Raw genomic sequence first — 13,665 nt, 5'->3', positions numbered from 1 at the left:
CTAGTCGCCCTCCTGGAGGACCTCGGGGTTCTCGCAGACGTCGACGTGGTTGACCCGGTGGCGGAGCCTCAGTTCGTCGGCCAGCGCCGAGGCGTCGACCCCGAACGCCTCGACGACCCGCAGGGACGCCGGGATGTGGTCCACCGAGGCGTCGTCGGCGAGGTCGTCGCGCCCGGCCTCGCGCAGCTCCGCGGTGAGCCGCCGGTGGTTGTCGGCCTTGGTGCGCTCGTCGCGGACCTCCCGCACCCGCGGGTCGTCGCGCAGCTCCTCGGCGACGCGCCGCATCTGCTCGTCGGCGTCGAACAGCACCCGCAGGGCGGTGCAGTACGGGGACGCGACCCCGGTGACGTGCCTTGCCTGCGGGAAGACCACCACGAGCGCGGTCACGCCGGTGAGGAGCGCGAGGGCCACGGTGAGCAGCAGCGGTCTGCGGAACACGGGCACCACCCTGCCACGTACCGTCGTAGGGCCGCGACCCAGCGTCACCCCGGGCGGTGCCGGCCCGGGTGCCGCGGATCGCGTCCGGTCGCGGTTCTGCCAGTATCGGCACGTGATCAGCCTCGATCCGGCTTCGGCCGTGCCACCTTACGAGCAGGTGCGGTCCCAGTTCGCCCGCCGGATCACCGAGCGGGAACTGGCCGTGGGCACCCGCCTGCCCACCGTGCGGGCGTTGGCCGCGGAACTGGGGCTCGCGGTGAACACCGTCGCCCGCGCCTACCGGGAACTGGAGGAAGCGGGTCTCATCGAGACCCGGGGCCGGGCCGGGACGGTCGTCAGCGCCGCCGGTGAACGCAGCCGCGAACGGGTCCTGCGCGCCGCCCGCTCCTACGCCGCCACCGCGCGCGAGCAGGGGCTCACCGCGGACGAGGCGCTGGAGATCGTGCGCGCGGCGCTGGCCGGCTGACCCGTAGGGTTGCCCGGGTGGCGACCGAACACGGCGGCGACCCCGCCCGGACCTTGGCCGTGCTGTGGCGGACCGCCGAACGGGGCGCCCGCAAGGACCTCGGCGTGGACCGCATCGTCGCCGCCGCGGTCTCGCTGGCCGACGAGGAAGGTCTCGGGGCGCTGTCCATGCGGCGCGTCGCCGAGCGGCTCGGCGTCGGCACCATGTCGCTCTACACGCACGTGCCGGGCAAGGCCGAGCTGGTGGACGTGATGGTCGACGCGGTGCAGGGGGAGACCGCGCGGCCCGTCGACGTCCCCGGCGGCTGGCGCGGCCGGTTGACGCAGGTGGCGCGGGAGAACTGGGCGCTGCACCTGCGGCACCCATGGCTGCTCGACGTGGCCGGGCACCGCGCGGTCCTGGGCCCCAACGTGGTCGCGAAGTACGACTACGAGCTCGGCGCGGTGGACGGCATCGGCCTGACGGACGTGGAGATGGACTCGGTGCTCACGCTCGTCCTGGCGCACGTGCGTGCCGCCGCCCGCATCGCCGTCGACGCCGCCCGCGTCGAACAGCGCACCGGGCTGAGCGACGAGCAGTGGTGGCAGGCCGCCGCGCCGTTGCTGGCGACGGTCCTCGACCCCGACCGGTTCCCCACCGCCGCCCGTGTCGGAGCGGCGGCCGGTGAGGCGCGCGGCGCGGCCTACGACGGCGAGCACACGTTCGCGTTCGGTCTGGAACGCGTGCTCGACGGCATCGAGGCGCTGGTCCGGTCCCGTCAGTAGGGGCGCTTGGGCATCATCACCCACAACACCAGGTAGAGCAGGAACTGCGGTCCGGGCAGCAGGCACGACAACAGGAACACCAACCGCACGGTGTTGGGCTTCCACCCGTACCGCGCGGCCAGCCCCGCGCACACGCCCGCGATCACCTTGTGGTCCTGAGGCCTGGTCAACGTGGTCATGACTCCACCATTCCCGCAGTAGACGCGCCCCACATCCGTGGGAACCCTGATTGATACCCCCGTCCGCCCCACCTCAACCTCAGGGCAACCTCGACCCGACTCGCACGTCCACCCTCGTCGCGCCGACCAGGAACCCCCGTCGGGTGGGGGAGCGGTGTGGGACGGGCTGCGGGTTCGTGACCGGGGGCTCGTAGGCTGATCTGGTGGTCGCAACCCCCGTGACGCCGGGTCAGTCCGTCGCCGACACGCCCCCCGCCCGCCGCCGGGACCTGCGCGGCACGCTGATGCGGGTCGCGGTGGCCGCCGCGGGCGGCGGGATGGTGTTCCTCAGCTTCCCGCCCCGCACCACGTGGTGGTTGGCGCCGGTCGGGTTCGCGGTCCTGGGCGTCCTGCTGCACGGGCGGCGCGCGCGGGCCGGGTTCGGGCTCGGGCTGGTGTGGGGGCTGGGGTTCATGGCGCCGCTGCTGCGGTGGACCGGCGAGTTCGTCGGCCTGGTCGCCTGGCTGCCCCTGGCCCTGCTGTGCGCGCTGCTGATCGCCGTGGGGACCGCCGCCATGGCGGTCGTGTCGCGCCTGCCCGGCGCGCCGCTGTGGATGGCCCTGGTGTGGGTAGCCGACGAGGCGCTGCGCGCGGTCGTCCCGTTCGGCGGGTTCCCGTGGGGGAAGATCGCGTTCGGGCAGCCCGAGGGCTGGTACCTGCCGCTCGCCTCGGTCGGCGGCGCCCCGCTGGTCGGGTTCGCCGTCGCGCTGACCGGCCTCGGCGCGGCCCACCTGCTCCGCCGGCCGCCCACCTGGACGGGCCGGGGGATCGCGGTGGCCGCCGCGGTGCTGCCCCTGGCGGCCGGGGTCGGCGGGTCCGCGCTCGTGCACACCGACCCCGACCAGGGCACCGCGACCGTCGCCGCCGTCCAGGGCAACGTGCCCCGCGCCGGCCTGGACTTCAACGCCCAGCGCCGCGCCGTGCTCGACAACCACGTCAAGCGCACCCTGCAGCTGGCCGACGACGTCCGCGCCGGCCGCGCCCGGCAGCCCGACCTGGTGATCTGGCCGGAGAACTCCTCCGACATCGACCCGTTCCGCAACGGCGACGCCGCCGCCCGCATCCGACTGGCCACCGAGACCATCGGGGCGCCCATCGCCGTCGGGGCCGTCGTCATCGACCCAGACGACCGGCTGCCCCGCAACACCGTCGTCCTGTACGAACCCGGCCGCGGCGCCACCGACACCTACACCAAGCGGCAGCTCCAGCCGTTCGGCGAGACCATGCCCTACCGGTCGTTCTTCCGGATCTTCAGCGAGACCGTCGACCGCGCCGGCACGTTCCAGCCGGGCACCGACCCGGAGGGCTTCACCATGGGCCCGGCGAAAGTGGCCATCGACACCTGCTACGAGGTCGCGTTCGACGGTGTGGTCCGAGACTCGGTCGCCGCCGGCGCGAACATGATCGCCATCCCGACCAACAACGCCACGTTCGGCTACACCGAGATGACCTACCAGCAGCTCGCGATGTCCCGCGTGCGTGCCGTCGAGTACGGCAAGACGGTGGTCGTCGCCGCCACCAGCGGGGTGAGCGCCATCGTCCAACCCGACGGGTCCGTCACCGCGCGTACCGGCATGTTCACCCCCGACGCGCTGGTGGCGACCGTGCCGCTGCGCGGGGAGGCTACGCTGGCCACCCGGCTCGGCGCATGGCCCGAGTGGGTGATGACCGCCCTGGGCCTTCTGGCCGTGGCGTTCAGCGTGACGATGAAACGACGATCGCGTCCGACCCCCGCTGAGGGCGTCGGCGAGGAGGAAACGGATGGCGGACCAGCAGGCGCAGCCTGACCGCGAGCTCGGGCCGGTGCTGGTGGTGATCCCGACCTACAACGAGCGGGACAACATCGGGAAGATCGTGCGGCGACTGCACACGGCACTGCCGGACGTGCACGCGCTCGTGGTCGACGACGGCAGCCCCGACGGCACGGGAGACCTCGCCGACGAGATGGCCGCCGCCGACGACCGCGTGCACGTGATGCACCGCACGCAGAAGGCGGGCCTCGGCGCCGCTTACGTCGCGGGCTTCCGGTGGGCACTGGACCGCGGCTACGCCGTGGTCGTCGAGATGGACGCGGACGGCTCCCACGCCCCCGAGGACCTGCCGCGGCTGCTCGACGCGCTGCGCGACGCGGACCTCGTCCTCGGCTCCCGCTACGTGCCCGGCGGCAGCACGGTCAACTGGCCCAAGTACCGGGAGCTGATCTCCCGCGGCGGCAACGTGTACTCCCAGATCGCGCTGGGCGCGAAGGTCAAGGACATCACCGGCGGGTTCCGCGCGTTCCGCGCCGAGGTCCTCGAACGCCTCAAGCTCGACACCGTGGCCTCGCAGGGCTACTGCTTCCAGATCGACCTCGCCTGGCGCACCATCGAACTGGGCCACCGCGTCGTGGAGGTGCCGATCACGTTCACCGAGCGTGAGGTCGGCGAGTCGAAGATGAGCGGCAACATCGTCCGCGAGGCGCTGTGGCGGGTCACGAAGTGGGGTGTGCGGCGGCGCGCGACCCAGCTGCGCGACCTGTTCGCGCCGAAGCCCAAGACCCCCAGCAACCGCTGAGCGGTCCCGGGACGCACGAACGTGGAGGGGCCCGCCGGACGAATCCGGCGGGCCCCTCCACGTCACGCGGCTCAGGCGGTGCGGGTGCGCCGACCCTTCAGCTCTTCCAGCCGCTCGTCCAGCAGCTCTTCGAGCTCCGGGATCGTGCGCCGCTCCAGGAGCATGTCCCAGTGCGTGCGCGGCGGCTTGACCTTCTTCTCCTCCGGCACGGCACCGTCGATGATCTTCGACACCTGGCCGTGGAGACGGCACTCCCAGGTGTGCGGGATCTCCGCGTCGTCGGAGAACGGCACCTCGAAGTCGTGGCCCTTGGGGCAGGCGTACCGCACCGACCGGCGCGGGGCGAGGTCGTGATTGCGGTCGGTCTCGTAGCTGACTGCTCCGAGCCGGCTACCCCGTAGAACGCGGTCGGCCATGGCGGTGTCCTTTCGCTCGGCTCAGGGCCGGGGCCCAGGCTTGTTGCTCACCGAGTGCAACGATCGGACTGCTCCGTTCGTTCCCGGCTTCACGGTCATCGTCGCCCACAGTGACGTCCTTCACCCGTCAACGAAGGCTTCCTCCTAAGGGAGGCAATCGCGACCGGTTCGTGACGCGTTATCAAGCTGCCGGGTACTTCATCACACTGATGGAGCAGTCCCGGGAGATGTCGTGCGGCTGCGACAGCTTAGACCGACCACGTAGGGCGACGTTACGGCGGGTTTAACTCGACAGTAGCGACGCCCGTCCTGGTTGCGGTCACGCAAAGTCATTCCGAGAAGATTCGACCACGTCACCACGCTGGGTGGCGGCGCGGGTGTGGACAGTGGCGGACATGAGGATGAATCACCCATCCGCACCACACCCAAACGTCCGCTTCGGCGCTTTGTGCTCTCGATGACTTCAGTGTTGCTTGAAAACAACGCTTTCCGCCAACCGGTCGAGCAGGGCACGCTGACCCGCGACCACCTTCACACGCGCCTCGACCAGGGAAAACCACGCCACCCGGTCGACCTCGGGGTACTCCCGGAACTGGCCCGAACCTCGCGGCCACTCCACCGTGAACGTGCCCGGAATCACCCGATCGGGATCGAGATCGGCGGCCAGCGCCCACGCTCGGACGACTTTCCCTCCCGACTGGCGTACCTCGCCGAGCGGCACCAGCTCACCGTCGGGCACCGGCAGCCCCAGCTCCTCGGTGAACTCGCGGCGCGCCGTGACCTCCGGGTCCTCGTCGCCGTCCGGCTCGCCCTTCGGGATCGACCACGCCCCGTCGTCCCTGCGCGCCCAGAACGGGCCGCCCATGTGGCCCAGGAGGACCTGCACCTCGCCGTCGACCACGCGGTGGAGCAGGATCCCGGCGCTGCGCCTGCCCGTCATGCCGGCCTGCCCGTCATGCCCCTGCCTGTCATGTGCCCCCTGCCTGTCATGTGCACAGTGTGGCGGGTGCCGCACCACCCGATCACGCGGGTCGGGTCTCGCGGATCAGGTCTTGCGGCGGGTGCGCATGTGGATCTGCTCGCCCTGCTTGCCGAACAGGCTCAGCAACTCGACCGGCTCGTCGTCCGCCGGGCCGAACCAGTGCGGCAGGCGGGTGTCGAACTCGGCGGCCTCGCCGGTCACCAGCACCACGTCGTGGTCGGCCAGGATCAGCCGCAACCGCCCCGACAGCACGTACAGCCACTCGTAGCCGGTGTGCGTGCGCGGATCGGGCTCGCCGCGCGGCGGGATGATCATCTTGTAGGCCTGGAGGCCGCCGGGCTGCTGGGTGAGCGGCAGGATCGTCATGCCGTCGCGGCGCACCGGCACCGGGCGGATGCGCGGGTCGCCGACCGGTGGCGCGCCCACGAGCTCGTCCAGCGGGACGCGGTGCGCGCGGGCGATGGGCAGCAGCAGTTCCAGGCTGGGCCGCCGCCGGCCCGACTCCAGGCGCGAGAGGGTGCTCTTGGAGATGCCGGTGGCCTCGGCGAGGTCGGCCAGCGTGGCGCCGCGGCTGGTGCGGACGTGGCGGAGCCGTTCCCCCACCTTGCCCAGCACGTCGTCCATCGGGTCGTCGGTCGGGAGCTCGGGCGGGTCGGTCGCGCTGTCCATGATCGTGTCCCGGTTTCGGCAACAATGTTTGTCCATTGTGGGACAGCGGGGTGATGCTCGTCCACATGGAGCGACGTGAGGACGACGACAGGCCGGACGGGTACGAGGTCGTGGTGATCGGCGGCGGCGCGGCGGGGTTGAACGCCGCGCTGATGCTGGGCAGGGCGCGGCGCCGGGTCGCGGTGGTCGACTCGGGGGAGCCGCGCAACGCCCCGGCGGAGGGCGTGCACGGGTTCCTGTCGCGGGAGGGGATGCCGCCGGGTGAGCTGCTGGCCGTCGGGCGGGACGAGGTGGCCCGGTACGGGGGTCGGTTCGTCACCGGACGGGTCGCCCGGGTGGAGCGGGACCAGGGGTTCCGGGTGGTGCTGGAGGACGGGACGGTGCTGACCGCCGCACGGCTCGTCGTGGCGACCGGGCTGCGGGACGAGCTGCCGGACGTGCCCGGACTGCGGGAGGGGTGGGGCACGTCCGTGCTGCACTGCCCCTACTGCCACGGGTACGAGGTGGCCGACGAGCCGCTGGGGGTGCTGGGCACGCACGAGCGGTCGGCGCACCAGGCGTTGCTGGTCCGGCAGTGGTCGGCGGACCTGGTGTTCTTCGCCGTGCGGCCGTTGGCCGACGCCGACCGGGCCGCGTTGACCGCGCGGGGCATCCGGATCGTCGACGGCCCGGTGCACGCGGTGAAGCCCGACGGGGTCGAGACGGCCGCCGGGGGACTGGTGCCGCGCCGGGCGGTGTTCGTGGCGCCGGATTTCCTGCCGCGCGACGAGGTCCTGGCCGGGTTGGGGTGCGAGCGGGACGACGCGGGCTGGGTGAGAATCGACGGGTGGGGCGCGACGAGCGTGCCCGGTGTCTACGCGGCCGGGAACGTCGTGGACCCGATGGCGCAGGTGGTGTCCGCCGCGGCGGCGGGCGCGAAGGTCGGGGTGGCCGTCAACGCGGACCTGGTGTTCGCCACCACCTGAACCGACACCCACCCGAACCGGCGCCACCCCGACCTGTGCCGCCTGGACCGCTGCGCCGCGGGGGGAGCGAGGTCAGGTGAGGCTGAGCTGGTTGCCCTTGACGGCGTGCGGGCCGAGGTCGCCGGTGCGGTAGTGGTTGCGGCACAGGACCTGGTAGCGGATCTCCACGCCGTCCGGGGCGGCGACCGGCGCGGTGTCGGCCACCAGGACGGTGTCTCCGGCGCGGACCACGTCGCCGTCGTGGACGCGGGCGTTGAACCGGCCCGGCCGGCCGCACCAGCACAGCACCTCGACCTGGATGGCGTCGAGCTCGTCGGCCAGTTCGAACAGGCGCTGCGACCCCGGGAACAGGGTGCTGCGGAAGTCGGTGGCCAGGCCGAAGCAGTACACCTCCAGGTGGGTGTCGTCGGCGAGCTCGGCGAGCTGGTCGACCTGCTCGGGCGACAGGAACTGGGCCTCGTCGACGATCAGGTAGTCGACCCGGGCGCCGCGCGACCAGTGGTCCCGGACCAGGGTGCGCAGGTCCATGGCCTCGTGCACCTCCAGCGCGTTGCGGGCCAGGCCCATGCGGCTGGAGATGGTGGGCGTGCCGGAGCGGTCGTGGCGCACGAGGAGCAGGCCGCGGCGGCCCTGGCGGGCCTGGTTGTGGTCGATCTGCAGCGCGAGGGTCGACTTGCCGCAGTCCATGGGGCCGAAGAAGAACCGCAGCCGGCCCGTGGGCGCGGCGCCGCGGCCGTCGCCGGCGGGCACGGAGGACAGCGCGTCGGTCGGGTCCGGTGCGGTGTTGATCGGTTCCACGGCGCGCCACCCTAATGGGCGGTACGGGCGGGGGTGCCGCTGCCTCTGCCGCGACCGGCCGTTCACACTGGACGAGATATACCGCTTCGCGATATAACGTGCGATGTGAGAGGTATGTCGGAGCAGGTGTTCCTGGTGCTCACCGCGTTGGCGGAGGAGCCGTTGCACGGGTACGCGATCGTGCGCGCGGTCGACGGGCTGTCGGAAGGGCGGATGCGGCTGCGGGTGGGCACGCTCTACGGGGTGCTGGACCGGCTCGTCGCGGAAGGCCTCGCCGAACGGGACCGCGAGGAGGTGCACCAGGGCAGGTTGCGCCGCTACTACCGGCTGACCGATTCCGGTGTGCGGGTGTTGTCCGCGGAGGTGGCACGGCTGTCGGCGAACGTGCGCGCCGCGTCGTCGGTGCTGAGGGCGAGGGGTGCGCTGTGAGTTCGAGACTGGAACGCCGCTACCGGACGCTGCTGCGGGTCCTGCCCGCCTGGTACCGGGCGGAGCGCGAGGAGGAGATGGTCGGGATCTTCTTCGCCGACCGCGGTGACGACCTGGAGCTGGAGTACGGGTGGCCGGGGTGGGGCGAGACGGCGGCGACGCTCGGCCTGGCCGTGCGGGTGCGGTTCGGGGTGCGGCGTCCGGCGGGCGCGGTGGTGCGGCTGCTGGCGTTGACCGGACTGCTGGGCCTGCTGGTGGTCTCGGCGCAGTCGTGGACGGTGGCGGCCAGGTTCGACGGGGACCTGGACCGGCCGGTGTGGTGGTACGACGTGCTCGCCGTGGCGGCGTTCGCGGCGCTCGTGGCGGGGCAGCGCGCGGCCGGACGGGTCGCCGGCGGCCTGCTGGGCGTGGCGGGTCTCTGGCCGGTCGTGTGGATGCTGGCGGAGGTCGGGTCCGTGTCGTGGCCGCACCTGCTGTGGCAGCTGCCGGTGTGGGTGACCGCGGTGGCCGTGCTGCTCGGGTTCCACCGGGAGGCGCCGCCGGTGCCGCGGGTGTGGTGGGCGATGGCGCCGGTCGCGGTCGCCGTCGGCGTGGTGTCGGTGGTGTTCACGCCAGGCCTGTCGACGATGACGATGCTGCTGGCGTGGCTGGTCGCCGTGGCCGTGGTGGCGGCGTTCCGCCCGTGGACGGCCCGCGTCGCGGCCCCGGCGACGCCCGCCGGCTGAGCAGTCCGGCGGCCGGACGTCCGGCCGTTGGGAACGCGGCCCGCTGCAGGATTCTGCCGTCGGGCATGCGACTGCCGGGAATGCGACTGCCGGTGTCCGCCGAAGACGACGGACACCGGCGGACACCGGGGGACGGGGCTAGTCGGGTGTGCGGCGGGGCGCGCACCAGGTGCCGCCCCAGCCGGCCGGGTTCTCCAGGACCGCGAACACGCTCCCGGCCGGATCGGCGACGGCCGCCACCACACCGGTGGGGACCTCCTTCGGGCCGATCAGGACCCTGCCGCCGAACTCCGTCGCGTCGGCCGCGGCCTTGGCCGCGTCGGGCACGGAGAAGTAGCACGTCCAGCCGCCCGGCGCGGTGAGGCGCCCCGCGACGGGCCGGCGGTCGTCGCCGACCGGTGCGTCGTAGAGGGTGAACTCGGCGCCGGGGTCGCGGACCTGCCAGCCGAGCTCCCCGGCCCAGTAGTCGTCGGCACCGGGGTCGCCCATCAGCTCGACCCAGCACGGCTCGCCGGGGCGGGGTTCGGGCGCCCACGGGCCGTGCAGCACCCGCCCCTGGTCGACGGCGGCGTCGGGTGCGAGGTCACGCGGGTCGGCGCCGGCGAAGACGACGAGCCAGGCGGGGTCGCCGGCGCGGACGCGCAGCGCGAGGCGGTCGCCCACCCAGCCGGTGAACGAGCCGTCCGGCTCGGCGATCAGGACCCAGCCGAGGAGGTGGGCGTAGAACTGGGCGATCGGTTCGGGAGCGGTGGTGCTCAGCTCGACGCGGCGGACACCGCGCGCGGGGCTGTCGGGGGTACCGGGCACGGCGGAGGGTTTCCCATCGGGGGGCGGGGCGGCGGAGATCAGGAACGCGCCCCATCCTCCGCACCCGCCATGCGGGACGACAATGCTCCGTCCGGACGCTGTGACTGCTCCGAATGACCCTGTTCGGTGCGGGCCTGCGCCGACAGGACCTGCGTGAGGGGGATCGGCTTGCCCAGGTGGAAGCCCTGGCCGACCCGGACGCCCAGCCGCAGCAGCGCGTCGACCTGGGCGGGGCGTTCGACCCACTCGGCGACCGCGTCCAGGCCCAGCCCGCGGGCGATCTCCACGATGCCCGCGACGAGGACCGCGTCGGTGGACCGCTCGTCGATGCCGCGGACGAACTCGCCGTCGATCTTGATGCCGGTGATGGGCAGGTGCTTGAGGTGGACGAACGACCCGAACCCGGAGCCGAAGTCGTCCAGGATGATGCGGCAGCCGAACGCGCGCAGCTGCAGCGCCAGGGCGCGGGCCGCGTCGAGGTTCGTCACCGCCGCCGTCTCGGTGATCTCCAGGCCCAGCCTGCCCGGCGCGACCCCGGCGGTGGCGAGCCGGTCGAGGACGAAACCGCCGAAGTCCTCGTCCTCCAGGGTGCGGCCGGAGATGTTGACGTTGAACCGCAGGCCCGGGTCCGGGTGGCGCACCAGGGCGTCGATCGCGGTGGACAGCACCCAGCGGTCGATGTCGAGGACCAGGTCGGAGCGTTCCGCCTCGGGCAGGAACTCCGCGGGGCCGAGGTACGGGTCCTGGCCGTCCTCCAGCCGCAGCAGCAGCTCGTGGCCCAGGGTCCGTCCGGTGGCCAGGTGCAGCATCGGCATCGCGTGCAGCGCAAGGCCGCCGCCGTCCAGGGCGGCGCGGAGCCGGTCCAGGACGGAGACCCGTTTGGCGGTGTCGGCGTAGTGGCCCGGCTCGTACACGGTGACCCGGTTGCGGCCCGCGGCCTTCGACGCGTAGAGGGCGAGGTCGGCGTTGGCGAGCACGAGTTCCCACGTGTCGCCCGGCCCGTACTCGGCGACACCCGTCGACACGGTGATGCCGCGGGCGGGGCCGACGAGCGGCAACGACGCTACGGCGTCCCGAAGGCCTTCGGCGATGTGGGCGGCGTCGGCGGGGGCGGTGCCGGGGAGCACGACCGCGAACTCGTCGCCGCCGAGCCGGCCGATCAGCTGCGTCGACGCGAGCCGGGACCGCAGCGCCGTCGCGAGGGCCTTCATCAGGCGGTCGCCGACGGCGTGGCCGCGCAGGTCGTTGACGTCCTTGAAGTTGTCCAGGTCCAGCAGCAGCAACGCGCCCGGCCCGCCGCCCGCGAGCTGCCGCTCCAGCTCGCGGGTCACCGCGCGCCGGTTCGCCAGGCCCGTCAGCGGGTCCTGCTCCGCGAGGGCCAGCAGCTCGTCGTGCACGCGGCGGGCCCGGGTGATGTCGTGCGCGGTGCCCAGCACCCGCAGCGGCGTGCCGTCCTGGTCGGCGACGATCTCGCCGAAGCACTCGAACCACCGCTCCGTGCACCGGTCGGCCAGCATCATGCGGTGGGTGTAGGTGAACCCCGCGCCCGACCGCATCGCCTCCTCCAGCGTCGCCTGGATCATCGGCAGGTCGTCGGCGTGCACCAGCTCGGCGTAGCCGTCGAAGTCGAGGTTCGTGCCGGGCGGGAACCCGAACATCTCCAGCAGGGTGTCCGACCACACGACCCGGTCCTCGGTGACGTGCCACTCCCAGGTGCCCATGCGGCCCAGGACCTGCGCGCGGCGCAACGCGTCCGCCTCGTGCGTCGCCTCCAGCTCGCGGTCGCGCCACGCGGTGACGTCCGCGACCCGGTACAGCAGCCGGCCGTCGGCCTCCAACTGCTGGCAGGCGACGTCGAGCCAGCGGTGGCCCTCGCGGTAGCCGCTGGGCGCGAGCAGCGCCAGGCCCGACCGCGGCCGGTCGGGGGCGCCGGGCAGCAGCGCGGGCAGCGAGCGGCCCACCACGTGGCCCGCCGGGACGCCCAGGATCTCCGCCAGCGCGGGGTTCACCCACGCCAGCACCCCGTCCGCGTCCGTCACACCGAAACCGACGTCGGCCCGGTCGAGCACCTCACGGTGCAACGCGCCGTTGCCGTCCACGCGCCCTCCTCGCCACCCGCGCGCCATGATGGTCGAGACCACGCGGAACGGGCAAGCCGACGCGGTCCGGCCCGCACAACCCGCACCCGACCCGGAGGGCCGGGCGGCGGAGGTCAGCGCAGCCGCTCCAGGCCACGCGCGGTGTCGACCAGTTCCTCCGCCAGGCGCCGCAGCTCGGTCCGCTCCGCGCCGTCCTCCGCGGCCGTCGCCACGTCCTCCGCGGCGCACCGCAGCTGGAACAGCCGGTCCTGGAGGTCCGCCAGCTCGCCGGCGGACAGCACCACCGCGTCCTCCGGCAACCCGCCCCGCTGCACCGCGGCGCGGCGCTCGTAGGCGCGCTGCCGGCACGGTTGCGCGCAGTACCGGCGGGGCCGCCCGATCCGGCCGCTGTCGGGCAGCCGACGCCCGCACCACGCGCAGTGCCTGGCTTCCTCACGGCGCGCCGCCACGGCCTCGGTCACCGACTCCATGGCGGGCGACGGTATCCGGCTACCCGCCGGTCACCGCCGCGCCACGCCGCCAGGGCAGACTCCCGGTGTGACCGTGAAGCACCCGTACCTGTCCGGACCGCACCCCAGGGCGTTCGCCCACCGGGGCTGGCACCTCGCCGAACTGGCGGGGATGGAGAACTCGCTGGCCGCGTTCCGCCGCGCCGCCCAGGAGGGCTTCCGGTACCTGGAGACCGACGTCCACGCCACCTCCGACGGTGTCGTCGTCGTCCACCACGACGACGTGCTCGACCGCACGACCGACGCCACGGGTCCCGTCGCCGCGCAGCCGTGGTCGGCGGTGCGGCGCGCCAACGTCGGCGGGCGGGAACCCATCGCCCGGCTCGACCAGCTCCTGGAGGACCTGCCCGACGCGCTGGTCAACATCGACGTCAAGGCCGACTCCGCGGTGGTGCCCGTGCTGGAAGTGCTGCGCCGCACGAACTCCCTGCACCGGGTGTGCCTCGCGTCGTTCTCCGAGAAGCGCCTGGCCCGGCTTCGCCGCCTCGCCGGCCCCGACCTGCTCACCTCGATGGGGCCGCGGTCGGTCGGCGCGCTGTGGGCCGGGGGCCGGGTGCCGCTGGTCGGGCTGCCGGTGCGGGGCATGGTGGCTCAGGTGCCGGTCAACCAGGGCCGGCTGCTCGTGGTGGACGACCGGTTCGTGCGGGCCGCCCACCGCCGGGGCCTCGAAGTGCACGTGTGGACCATCGACGACGAGCCCGTCATGCGCCGGCTGCTCGACCTCGGTGTCGACGGCCTCGTCACCGACCGCCCCGACCGGTTGCGCGACGTGCTGATCGACCGCGGGGCGTGGGCCGGAAGCTGACGGACCGGTCCCGGATGGCGCG

The 13,665-nt window shown here is 73.4% G+C and carries 17 protein-coding genes; 8 read left to right on the top strand and 9 right to left on the bottom strand.

The features are described 5' to 3' along the window. The gene (locus tag ACRAKI_RS18740) at nt 1-438 is read right to left on the bottom strand and encodes a hypothetical protein (RefSeq protein ID WP_447001796.1); all 438 of its coding nucleotides are present in this window, start codon (nt 436-438) and stop codon (nt 1-3) included. A gap of 112 nt (nt 439-550) precedes the next feature. On the opposite strand from ACRAKI_RS18740, the gene ACRAKI_RS18735 reads away from it, so the two are divergent. Together ACRAKI_RS18735 and ACRAKI_RS18730 are read left to right on the top strand one after the other, a co-directional pair. Beyond that, a complete protein-coding gene (locus tag ACRAKI_RS18735; protein ID WP_033439947.1) occupies nt 551-904 on the top strand; it encodes a GntR family transcriptional regulator in 354 nt (117 codons plus the stop codon). 17 nt (nt 905-921) lie between these two features. Next, nucleotides 922-1,668 (top strand): TetR/AcrR family transcriptional regulator, encoded by a 747-nt coding sequence (locus ACRAKI_RS18730; protein ID WP_447001795.1) that lies wholly within the window; start codon nt 922-924, stop codon nt 1,666-1,668. On the opposite strand, the gene ACRAKI_RS18725 is transcribed toward ACRAKI_RS18730, so the two are convergent. Next, complete coding sequence (locus ACRAKI_RS18725) at nt 1,662-1,847, bottom strand: PspC domain-containing protein (RefSeq protein WP_447001794.1); 186 nt, start codon at nt 1,845-1,847, stop codon at nt 1,662-1,664. The genes ACRAKI_RS18730 and ACRAKI_RS18725 overlap by 7 nt on opposite strands. Before the next feature lie 203 nt (nt 1,848-2,050). Between ACRAKI_RS18725 and lnt the strand changes: the two genes are divergently transcribed. After that, complete coding sequence (gene lnt, locus ACRAKI_RS18720; protein ID WP_447001793.1) at nt 2,051-3,673, top strand: apolipoprotein N-acyltransferase; 1,623 nt, start codon at nt 2,051-2,053, stop codon at nt 3,671-3,673. Continuing rightward, a complete protein-coding gene (locus ACRAKI_RS18715; RefSeq protein WP_447001792.1) occupies nt 3,648-4,439 on the top strand; it encodes a polyprenol monophosphomannose synthase in 792 nt (263 codons plus the stop codon). Before lnt ends, ACRAKI_RS18715 begins: the two co-directional genes overlap by 26 nt. 71 nt (nt 4,440-4,510) lie before the next feature. On the opposite strand, the gene ACRAKI_RS18710 is transcribed toward ACRAKI_RS18715, so the two are convergent. From ACRAKI_RS18710 to ACRAKI_RS18700, 3 genes are all read right to left on the bottom strand, one after another. Further along, the gene (locus ACRAKI_RS18710) at nt 4,511-4,855 is read right to left on the bottom strand and encodes an RNA polymerase-binding protein RbpA (protein WP_077007752.1); all 345 of its coding nucleotides are present in this window, start codon (nt 4,853-4,855) and stop codon (nt 4,511-4,513) included. Between the two features lie 463 nt (nt 4,856-5,318). Next, nucleotides 5,319-5,795, bottom strand: coding sequence for an NUDIX domain-containing protein (locus tag ACRAKI_RS18705; protein ID WP_447001791.1), 477 nt, complete (start codon nt 5,793-5,795; stop codon nt 5,319-5,321). Nucleotides 5,796-5,900: 105 nt separating this feature from the next. Beyond that, nucleotides 5,901-6,461, bottom strand: a complete 561-nt coding sequence (locus ACRAKI_RS18700; RefSeq protein ID WP_447008450.1) for a helix-turn-helix domain-containing protein — start codon at nt 6,459-6,461, stop codon at nt 5,901-5,903. 110 nt (nt 6,462-6,571) lie between these two features. Here ACRAKI_RS18700 and ACRAKI_RS18695 point away from each other — a divergent pair, with 110 nt between their 5' ends. Continuing rightward, nucleotides 6,572-7,471 (top strand): NAD(P)/FAD-dependent oxidoreductase, encoded by a 900-nt coding sequence (locus ACRAKI_RS18695; protein ID WP_447001790.1) that lies wholly within the window; start codon nt 6,572-6,574, stop codon nt 7,469-7,471. A 72-nt stretch (nt 7,472-7,543) separates the two neighbouring features. Here ACRAKI_RS18695 and ACRAKI_RS18690 read toward each other — a convergent pair whose 3' ends face one another. Then, on the bottom strand, nt 7,544-8,269 hold the full coding sequence (locus tag ACRAKI_RS18690) for a thymidine kinase (protein ID WP_447001789.1): 726 nt from the start codon (nt 8,267-8,269) through the stop codon (nt 7,544-7,546). A 114-nt stretch (nt 8,270-8,383) separates the two neighbouring features. Here ACRAKI_RS18690 and ACRAKI_RS18685 point away from each other — a divergent pair, with 114 nt between their 5' ends. Together ACRAKI_RS18685 and ACRAKI_RS18680 are read left to right on the top strand one after the other, a co-directional pair. Beyond that, nucleotides 8,384-8,698, top strand: coding sequence for a PadR family transcriptional regulator (locus tag ACRAKI_RS18685; RefSeq protein ID WP_447001788.1), 315 nt, complete (start codon nt 8,384-8,386; stop codon nt 8,696-8,698). Next, nucleotides 8,695-9,423 (top strand): hypothetical protein, encoded by a 729-nt coding sequence (locus ACRAKI_RS18680; protein WP_447001787.1) that lies wholly within the window; start codon nt 8,695-8,697, stop codon nt 9,421-9,423. Before ACRAKI_RS18685 ends, ACRAKI_RS18680 begins: the two co-directional genes overlap by 4 nt. Nucleotides 9,424-9,561: 138 nt before the next feature. On the opposite strand, the gene ACRAKI_RS18675 is transcribed toward ACRAKI_RS18680, so the two are convergent. From ACRAKI_RS18675 to ACRAKI_RS18665, 3 genes are all read right to left on the bottom strand, one after another. Beyond that, a complete protein-coding gene (locus ACRAKI_RS18675; RefSeq protein WP_447001786.1) occupies nt 9,562-10,230 on the bottom strand; it encodes a VOC family protein in 669 nt (222 codons plus the stop codon). A 38-nt stretch (nt 10,231-10,268) separates the two neighbouring features. Next, nucleotides 10,269-12,329 (bottom strand): putative bifunctional diguanylate cyclase/phosphodiesterase, encoded by a 2,061-nt coding sequence (locus ACRAKI_RS18670; RefSeq protein ID WP_447001785.1) that lies wholly within the window; start codon nt 12,327-12,329, stop codon nt 10,269-10,271. A gap of 113 nt (nt 12,330-12,442) precedes the next feature. Then, entirely contained in the window at nt 12,443-12,799 is a 357-nt protein-coding gene (locus tag ACRAKI_RS18665) for a hypothetical protein (protein ID WP_447001784.1), read from the bottom strand. A 67-nt stretch (nt 12,800-12,866) separates the two neighbouring features. Between ACRAKI_RS18665 and ACRAKI_RS18660 the strand changes: the two genes are divergently transcribed. Then, complete coding sequence (locus ACRAKI_RS18660; protein ID WP_447001783.1) at nt 12,867-13,643, top strand: glycerophosphodiester phosphodiesterase; 777 nt, start codon at nt 12,867-12,869, stop codon at nt 13,641-13,643. The last annotated feature ends 22 nt before the right edge of the window (nt 13,644-13,665 follow it).

This window comes from Saccharothrix isguenensis (assembly GCF_052936305.1).
Note: the sequence above shows the minus strand (reverse complement) of the source record. Positions and strands in the feature narration are given on the sequence as shown.

Excerpts from the sequence above, each read along its gene's own strand:
- ACRAKI_RS18725 (WP_447001794.1), bottom strand. The coding sequence starts at position 1,847 with ATGACCACGTTGACCAGGCCTCAGGACCACAAGGTGATCGCGGGCGTG.
- ACRAKI_RS18705 (WP_447001791.1), bottom strand. The coding sequence starts at position 5,795 with ATGACGGGCAGGCGCAGCGCCGGGATCCTGCTCCACCGCGTGGTCGAC.
- ACRAKI_RS18710 (WP_077007752.1), bottom strand. The coding sequence starts at position 4,855 with ATGGCCGACCGCGTTCTACGGGGTAGCCGGCTCGGAGCAGTCAGCTAC.
- ACRAKI_RS18715 (WP_447001792.1), top strand. The coding sequence starts at position 3,648 with ATGGCGGACCAGCAGGCGCAGCCTGACCGCGAGCTCGGGCCGGTGCTG.
- ACRAKI_RS18695 (WP_447001790.1), top strand. The coding sequence starts at position 6,572 with ATGGAGCGACGTGAGGACGACGACAGGCCGGACGGGTACGAGGTCGTG.
- ACRAKI_RS18685 (WP_447001788.1), top strand. The coding sequence starts at position 8,384 with ATGTCGGAGCAGGTGTTCCTGGTGCTCACCGCGTTGGCGGAGGAGCCG.
- ACRAKI_RS18665 (WP_447001784.1), bottom strand. The coding sequence starts at position 12,799 with ATGGAGTCGGTGACCGAGGCCGTGGCGGCGCGCCGTGAGGAAGCCAGG.
- ACRAKI_RS18700 (WP_447008450.1), bottom strand. The coding sequence starts at position 6,461 with ATGGACGACGTGCTGGGCAAGGTGGGGGAACGGCTCCGCCACGTCCGC.